This is a genomic window from Synechococcus sp. BA-124 BA4 (genome assembly GCF_034931165.1).
Window position 1 is genome coordinate 65,564 of sequence record NZ_JAYGIA010000066.1, and the last position, 6,380, is coordinate 71,943.

At 67.8% G+C, this 6,380-nt stretch carries 10 protein-coding genes; 6 read left to right on the forward strand and 4 right to left on the reverse strand.

Annotated features, from left to right (window positions below):
- Nucleotides 1-35 precede the first annotated feature (35 nt).
- From VB734_RS07845 to VB734_RS07865, 5 genes are all read left to right on the forward strand, one after another.
- Nucleotides 36-1,067, forward strand: coding sequence for a lytic transglycosylase domain-containing protein (locus VB734_RS07845; protein ID WP_322781712.1), 1,032 nt, complete (start codon nucleotides 36-38; stop codon nucleotides 1,065-1,067).
- Between the two features lie 101 nt (nucleotides 1,068-1,168).
- Nucleotides 1,169-1,339, forward strand: coding sequence for a hypothetical protein (locus VB734_RS07850; RefSeq protein ID WP_197163107.1), 171 nt, complete (start codon nucleotides 1,169-1,171; stop codon nucleotides 1,337-1,339).
- A gap of 46 nt (nucleotides 1,340-1,385) precedes the next feature.
- Nucleotides 1,386-1,667, forward strand: a complete 282-nt coding sequence (locus VB734_RS07855; protein ID WP_322781711.1) for a hypothetical protein — start codon at nucleotides 1,386-1,388, stop codon at nucleotides 1,665-1,667.
- Nucleotides 1,660-2,793, forward strand: a complete 1,134-nt coding sequence (locus VB734_RS07860; protein WP_322781710.1) for an aminoglycoside phosphotransferase family protein — start codon at nucleotides 1,660-1,662, stop codon at nucleotides 2,791-2,793. The genes VB734_RS07855 and VB734_RS07860 overlap by 8 nt, the downstream gene beginning before the upstream one ends.
- Nucleotides 2,793-3,398 (forward strand): DOMON-like domain-containing protein, encoded by a 606-nt coding sequence (locus VB734_RS07865; RefSeq protein ID WP_323243232.1) that lies wholly within the window; start codon nucleotides 2,793-2,795, stop codon nucleotides 3,396-3,398. The genes VB734_RS07860 and VB734_RS07865 overlap by 1 nt, the downstream gene beginning before the upstream one ends.
- A gap of 261 nt (nucleotides 3,399-3,659) precedes the next feature.
- On the opposite strand, the gene VB734_RS07870 is transcribed toward VB734_RS07865, so the two are convergent.
- A complete protein-coding gene (locus VB734_RS07870; RefSeq protein ID WP_197167531.1) occupies nucleotides 3,660-3,875 on the reverse strand; it encodes a Nif11-like leader peptide family natural product precursor in 216 nt (71 codons plus the stop codon).
- Nucleotides 3,876-3,929: 54 nt separating this feature from the next.
- Entirely contained in the window at nucleotides 3,930-4,595 is a 666-nt protein-coding gene (locus VB734_RS07875; RefSeq protein WP_197163114.1) for a Fe2+-dependent dioxygenase, read from the reverse strand.
- A 41-nt stretch (nucleotides 4,596-4,636) separates the two neighbouring features.
- On the opposite strand from VB734_RS07875, the gene VB734_RS07880 reads away from it, so the two are divergent.
- Nucleotides 4,637-4,849 (forward strand): hypothetical protein, encoded by a 213-nt coding sequence (locus VB734_RS07880; protein WP_322781709.1) that lies wholly within the window; start codon nucleotides 4,637-4,639, stop codon nucleotides 4,847-4,849.
- A 17-nt stretch (nucleotides 4,850-4,866) separates the two neighbouring features.
- Here the strand turns inward: VB734_RS07880 and aroB are convergent, their stop codons facing one another.
- Both aroB and VB734_RS07890 read right to left on the reverse strand, forming a co-directional pair.
- Nucleotides 4,867-6,036: a 3-dehydroquinate synthase gene (gene aroB / locus VB734_RS07885; RefSeq protein WP_322781708.1), complete on the reverse strand. Its 1,170-nt coding sequence runs from the start codon at nucleotides 6,034-6,036 to the stop codon at nucleotides 4,867-4,869.
- Between the two features lie 34 nt (nucleotides 6,037-6,070).
- Nucleotides 6,071-6,380, reverse strand: a 310-nt coding sequence (locus VB734_RS07890) for an HRDC domain-containing protein (RefSeq protein WP_323243233.1), incomplete at its 5' end; no start/stop codon positions are given.

Below are 6,380 nucleotides of genomic sequence, written 5' to 3' on the forward strand. Positions count from 1 at the left end.
ATCGTCCTGCCTGCGACCAGCCTCCGGATCCTTCCATGCCCGCTTCCCACCGTCGCTGGTCTCTGCTCGCTCTGGTGGGTCTGACTCTGCTGGTGATCGGCTCTGCAGCGGCCTTCGGACCGCGGCAGCGGGGCCCTCTCCTGGCGGTGGTGGAGGCACCGTCTCCGCCCGCATCAGAGCCTGAGCCTCCCCCGCCTCCGGTCACGGTTCTGCTCCCTTCGGAGCCGGGTCTGCCCCTGGCGGCCGATGGTCGCCACTATCCGGTCGTGCCCAGCGATCCCCAGACCGTGGCCGAGCTGCTGGTGTCGCTCGAGGAGGCGCTGCGTTCGCCCACCACCCCGGGGGAGTCGTTGCCGGCTCTGGGCCACCAGCACCAGGTGATCCTGCGGGTGCTGGCGGTTCGTGAGAGCCAGGCCCAGGAGGTGCGCCGCCGGCTTCCCCCCCGTTGGCAAGGTGTGCTGGACCATCACCTTGCGGCCCGCCGTGCCTTCCTCTCCATGCGCCGCCGCGGTCCGGGCAGTGCCACCCTGCCGGCCTGGAGGATCGTGGCGCCTGAGCCGGCGGAGAACCTCCTGCGCTTCCACCACAGCGCTGCGGCGGCCACCGGCATCGACTGGGAAGTGCTGGCCGCCGTCAACCTGGTGGAAACGGGCATGGGCCGCATCGATGGGGTTTCGGTGGCCGACGCCCGCGGGCCGATGCAGTTCCTGCCCACCACCTGGGCCCAGCCTGGTGTCGGCAAGGGGGATATCCGCGATCCCCACGACGCCATCCACGCCGCCGCCCGCTATCTGGTGCGCCGCGGCGGGTTGAAGGACATTCGCAAGGGGCTCTGGGGGTACAACAACAGCGACTACTACGGCAAGGCCGTGCTCCACTACGCCGCCCTGCTGCGCGAGGATCCCGCCGCTTACACGGGTCTTTACCACTGGGAAATCCACTTCGCCTCCAATGCCGGTGACCTCTGGCTGCCCGTGGGCTATGCCCAGACCAGACCCATTCCGGTGGCCGTCTACCTCCAGCGGTTCCCCGCCAGTGCACCGCCGGCCGCCAACCGTGGTGGCTGAGGCGGCCATGGCTCCACCGAGTGAAGGAGCTTGTCGACCTGGTTCCCCAACGCGGCTTCTGGATCAGGCTGGGATCCAGGAGCATGGGAAGCCCTATGGCCATGACGGTGAAGTCCCTGGTGCCGGGCGAGGCCGAGTCCGTGGCGGTGTCGTTCAGCAGCCTCATGGCGCTGGTTGTCTGCTTCCTGGTGCTGGCCCTCGGGGTGGGTCAGATCAGTGCGGTGATGCCGAGCCTCACGGGAGCCTCCGCGGACGAGGCCGGCCGGCCTTGACCAGTCGCTCCGGTTGGATCGGCCACCTCGGTGAGGGGCCGGTCTGATGAAGGCTCGTTTGGTGCTCGGTCCCGTGCACGTCTGCCCGCAGGTGCGCGAATGGCTGGATCTCGAGACGCTGCAGCGCCTGGTGTCCCGCCACCGCCGCGGCGACTGGGGTGAGGTCGATGCCCGTGATGCCAGGGCCAACACCCTGGCTGCTTACCACCAGTGCGGCCGGCTGCGCAGTGTCTACAACCTGGGCCAGGGGCTGTGCATCTGGGTGATCACCGACCACCTCGGCACCGACAGCCTGCAGACCACCGTGCTCATCCCCGCCGATGAGTGATCCGGTGCCTCCCATCGTCGACGCCAGCGGGGCACTTACGGCGATTGCCGAGCGTTTCGACCTCGGCGGCCCGGTCAGGGGCATCGAACCCCTGGGCCAGGGCAACGTCAACGACACCTACCTGGTGCGGCTGGGGGAGCCGGCCCGGCCCGCCGCCGTGCTGCAACGGGTGAACACCGGGGTGTTCTCAAGCCCAGAACTGGTGATGGCCAACCTGGTGGCCTTCAGCGATCATGTGGCCAGACGGCTGCTCGAACCTCCCAGGGAACTGGAGGGGCGCCGCTGGGTGGTGCCACGGGTGTTCCAGGCCCGCGCCGATGGCCGGCCCTGGGTGTGGGAAGGCTCCAGCTTCTGGCGTGCTCTGGGCTACGTGGAGCGGGCTCAATCCCTGGAGCGGATCGGTCACAGCGGCCATGCCCGTGAAGTCGGCTTCGGACTGGGCATGTTTCACCGGCTGATCAGTGATCTGCCCGCGGACCACCTGGCCGACACCCTGGAGGGATTCCACATCACCCCCAGCTATCTGCGTCAATTCGACCAGGTGATCGCCCAGCTCGGAACCTCCCCCGACCCAGAGCTCAGCGACTGTCTGACCTTCGTGGAGCAGCGTCGCTCTCTGGTGCCGGTGCTCGAGCAGGCCAAGGCGGCAGGGATCCTGCGTGAGCGCCCGATCCACGGCGATCCGAAGATCAACAACGTCATGCTTGATCTGGAGGGAGACCAGGCCGTCGCCCTCGTTGATCTCGACACCGTCAAACCCGGCCTGGTGCACTACGACATCGGCGACTGCCTGAGATCGGCCTGCAATCCCCTGGGAGAGGACATTGCCGACTGGAGAGCGGTGCACTTCGATGTGAGTCTCTGTGAAGCGTTGCTCAGCGGATACGGCAGCGTGGCCAGCTCCTTCCTCACTCCCGCCGACTACGACCACATCGCTGTGGCGATTCGCCTGATCAGCTTCGAGCTGGGGTTGCGCTTCCTCACGGATCATCTCGCCGGGGATCTCTACTTCAAGACCCGCTACAGAGGTCACAATCTGCTGCGGGCACGGGTTCAGTTCCGGCTCACCGAGAGCATCGAGGAGCAGGAGGCGGCCATTGAGGCCGTTGTGGCGGCGATCCGATGATGGCCTCCGGACCTGAGGACCCTGAGATCGCCTGGCAGTCGTTCGTCCTGCAACCGTTCCAATCCGGAGATCTGCCGCCAGGCCCAAGGCCAGCCGGTTCCGCTTCCCCGGGCACCGGCCTGGAGCTGAGCGGGCGGATCCGCTGCCGGGGTGGGGCCCTGGAGTTGTGTCTGCGCATTGGCGGCGATCTGAAGTCGGTGGCGCTGCCTGAGTCCTCAACCCGGCCCGAGCGCCGCGATGACCTCTGGCGCAGCACCTGTTTCGAGCTGTTTCTGGCAGCGGAGGGGCAGCCGGAGTACCGGGAAGTGAACCTGTCACCGGCCGGCCACTGGAACGTCTACCGCTTCTGCGGTTACCGCCATGGGATGGAGACCGAGCCCTCCCTGCGGGCGTTGCCCTTCGCGATCAGGGCAGGCCCCGGGGTCGTGGAGCTGGAGCTGGCCTGGCCGCTGCCGGATGACCTTCGCTCCTCCCCTTCTGCCCTGGTGGCTGGGGTCTGTGCGGTGATCGAGCAACAGCAGGGACAGCTCAGTTACTGGGCCGTGATCCACCCGGGCAAGGAAGCCGACTTTCACAGGCGTGACGGCCTGGTGCTGCGCCTCTGAGTTGCCTGATCGGCTCAGCGGAGGATTTGTGGGATGGAAGAGCCCAGAGTGAACCACCACCCCAGGCTCCTGCCCTAAGGCATCGTCATCGTGACATGCCGATCCATAAACATCTTCTCACAGGAGGCGAACAGCGAACTCTGGACTGACTCATCCATCTGGAGTGACCGACTGAAGTGACTCATCCATGTGAAATCAGGATCAATCCGGATTCAGGACCTGACTGGATGTCAGCAACCGGATCAGACGTTCAGCAGACGTTCAGCTGTATTCGCCGGGCATGTCCTGCTTGGTGATGGTCACCCTGCCGATGCGCTTGCCCGAGGCCCGCAGCAGTTCGTCTCCGGAGACATCGAAGCCCAGGGAGGTGGCGAGTCTGGCCACGTCATCAGCAGTGGAGGAACCCAGCACCTGCCGCCTGAGCTCCTCGTCGTCCTGGACCCTGGCGAGGAAGGCCCTGAGTTGCTCCTGGGACATGACGGCGGGCCGAGCGCGATGGTGTTCCAGCATGGCGCCCCCAGGGGACCGGACTCACTCTCCCCACTGACGCAGCAGGTTCGTGTAGCTGCGGCTGATCAGATCGAAGATCTCGTCCTTGCCGTCACGCTGGAAGATCGCCCGACGGGCCGTGTCCAGCTCGAACAGCAGCTCCCGCTGGTCCGCCCGGCGCACCCGGCTCTGGATCCAGCCCACCGCCGCCAGGCGCACCCCATCACGCACCGGCTCCACCCGGTGCAACTGGGTGCTGGGGTACACCAGGGCATGACCTGCCGGGCAGCGCAGGGCTTCCTCCCCCGTCGGGCTCTCCAGCACCAGCTCGCCGCCGCTGTAGGTCTCCGGATCACTCAGAAACAGGGTGAAGGAGAGGTCGGAGCGGCCGCCGGTCATGAAGGCATTGTCGACATGGCTTCCGTAGCCTTCGCCCACGCTGCTGCGGCTGAACAGCACGCCGTGAATGGCCACAGGCAGCGCGGCGGCCTGCATCAGGGGATGGGCCAGCAGAGTGGCCTGCACCTGGCTGGCCAGCTGGGCGTGCAGCGGGCTGCGCCGGTCCAGCTGGTGGTTGCGCTTGACGGAGCGGGCATGCCAGCCCGCCGTGTCAGCTCCCGGCAGCCAGCTGGTGTCCTCACGGCTCAGGGCCCTGCTCCAGTCCTCCACCTGGTGGGCCTGGAGCAGGGGTTCGAGGACGAAGCGCATGGTGGATGGTGAACAATGGCCGGATGGCTTCGACACGGCCCATGGACCGCTCCAGCATCGCTCTGTTCCTGGCCACGGCTGGCCTGGCCGCGGGTGTGGCCGGTTGCAGTCATGGCCAGACCCCCAGAACCAGCGCCCCGCTGATGGAGAAGCCGGCGATGAGCAGCCCCGGCGCCGAGTCCTCCAGCAAGGAAAAGCCGGGCAGCCATGACGGCATGAAGCCCCATGAAGGTGGGGAAGGGGGTGAGGGCTGACGTCGCGGTCCTCCCGTTCAGCCCGTCTGGGAGCTCTTGTTCCCGAGCAGCGCCCGGATCTGGTCTTCTCCCACGTCGTTGCGGATCTGCACCTCGCCGATGGCGGTGGGCAGCACGAAGCGCACGGTGCCGCTCCTCACTTTTTTGTCGCTCAGGAGGGTGAGCAGCACCGTCTCAGGATCAAGGGGTGGCAGATGCAATGGCAGGCCGGCCTTGGCGATCAGGGCGCACTGCCGCTGCTGCTCGGCCGGACTCCAGAGACCCATGGCCACGGCCAGGTCACCGGCTGCCACCATCCCCAGCGCCACCGCCTCTCCATGGAGGTACGTGCCGTAGCCGCAGAGGGTCTCCACGACGTGGCCGAGGGTGTGGCCGTAGTTGAGGATGGCGCGCAGGCCTCCTTCCCGTTCATCGGCCGCCACCACGCGGGCCTTGGCCGCCGCGGACCGCTCCAGCAGCCGTTGCAGCAGGCTGTCGCCCACTGCCTCCAGACTGGAGAGGTCGCCGGCGGCCTCCAGGTCGTTGAACAGCTGGGGATCACCGATCACCCCGTACTTGATCACCTCGGCCATCCCCGCGCGGAATTCCCGCGGCGGCAGTGTGGCCAGGGTGCTCGGATCGATCAGCACCAGCCTGGGCTGGTGGAAAGCCCCGATCAGATTCTTTCCGCCGGGATGGTTCACCCCGGTTTTGCCGCCGATGGAGGCATCCACCATCGCCAGCAGGGTGGTGGGCACCTGCACCACCGAGATCCCGCGCAACCAGGTGGCGGCGGCGAACCCGGCCATGTCGCCCACCACTCCGCCGCCGAGGGCCACGATCAGTGAACTCCGCTCCAGATGCCGGGCCTGGGCCGCGTCATGGATCAGGGCCACGCTGGCTGGCGTTTTCTGATCTTCCCCGGCGTCCAGCACCAGCAGGCTGGGTTCCAGCTCCGCAGCGCTGAGGCTCTCAAGAGCCCTCTGGCCGTAGAAGCCGTCCACCGCCGGGTTGGTCACCACCAGCACCTTGGTGGCGGCCGCCACTCCCCTGGAGCGGATCAGCGGACCGAGCCGGGCGAGGCTGCCCTCGCCGATCAGCACGGGGTAAGGCTGACTGCTGAGGGCCACCTCGATCGTGTGGACGGGAGGGTCGACGCCGGAGGGGCCGGCGGTCCCGGTGGGCTCGACCGAAAGCGCGGGGATCATCGCTGGGACCGGCGTGACGAACACATGGGCCAGGCTAGGCCTGGGCTTCCCAGCCCTGGATCACCGCCAGCACCGCCGCGCCATAACGCTCCAGCTTGGCCGCACCGATGCCGCTCACCTGTCCCAGCTCCTCCAGACGGGCCGGTCGCCTGGCCGCCAGCTCCAGCAGGGTGCGGTCGTGGAAGACCACATAGGGGGGCACCCCCTGGTCACGGGCCTGTCCCCGGCGCCAGTCCCTGAGAGCGCTGACCAGGCCCGTGTCGGCCTCCGCATCAGCCCCGGTCGCCACCGTCAGCTCCGCCGCCGGCCGGCCGCTGCGGCTCCGTTCCGCGGCCCGCCTGCGG

Bases quoted from the DNA above. Each gene is read 5' to 3' on its own strand.
- VB734_RS07870 (WP_197167531.1), bottom strand. From the start codon at position 3,875: ATGTCCCAGGAGCAACTCAGGGCCTTCCTCGCCAGGGTCCAGGACGAC.
- VB734_RS07855 (WP_322781711.1), top strand. From the start codon at position 1,386: ATGAAGGCTCGTTTGGTGCTCGGTCCCGTGCACGTCTGCCCGCAGGTG.
- VB734_RS07850 (WP_197163107.1), top strand. From the start codon at position 1,169: ATGACGGTGAAGTCCCTGGTGCCGGGCGAGGCCGAGTCCGTGGCGGTG.
- VB734_RS07865 (WP_323243232.1), top strand. From the start codon at position 2,793: ATGGCCTCCGGACCTGAGGACCCTGAGATCGCCTGGCAGTCGTTCGTC.
- VB734_RS07880 (WP_322781709.1), top strand. From the start codon at position 4,637: ATGGACCGCTCCAGCATCGCTCTGTTCCTGGCCACGGCTGGCCTGGCC.
- VB734_RS07845 (WP_322781712.1), top strand. From the start codon at position 36: ATGCCCGCTTCCCACCGTCGCTGGTCTCTGCTCGCTCTGGTGGGTCTG.
- VB734_RS07860 (WP_322781710.1), top strand. From the start codon at position 1,660: ATGAGTGATCCGGTGCCTCCCATCGTCGACGCCAGCGGGGCACTTACG.
- VB734_RS07875 (WP_197163114.1), bottom strand. From the start codon at position 4,595: ATGCGCTTCGTCCTCGAACCCCTGCTCCAGGCCCACCAGGTGGAGGAC.
- aroB (WP_322781708.1), bottom strand. From the start codon at position 6,036: ATGATCCCCGCGCTTTCGGTCGAGCCCACCGGGACCGCCGGCCCCTCC.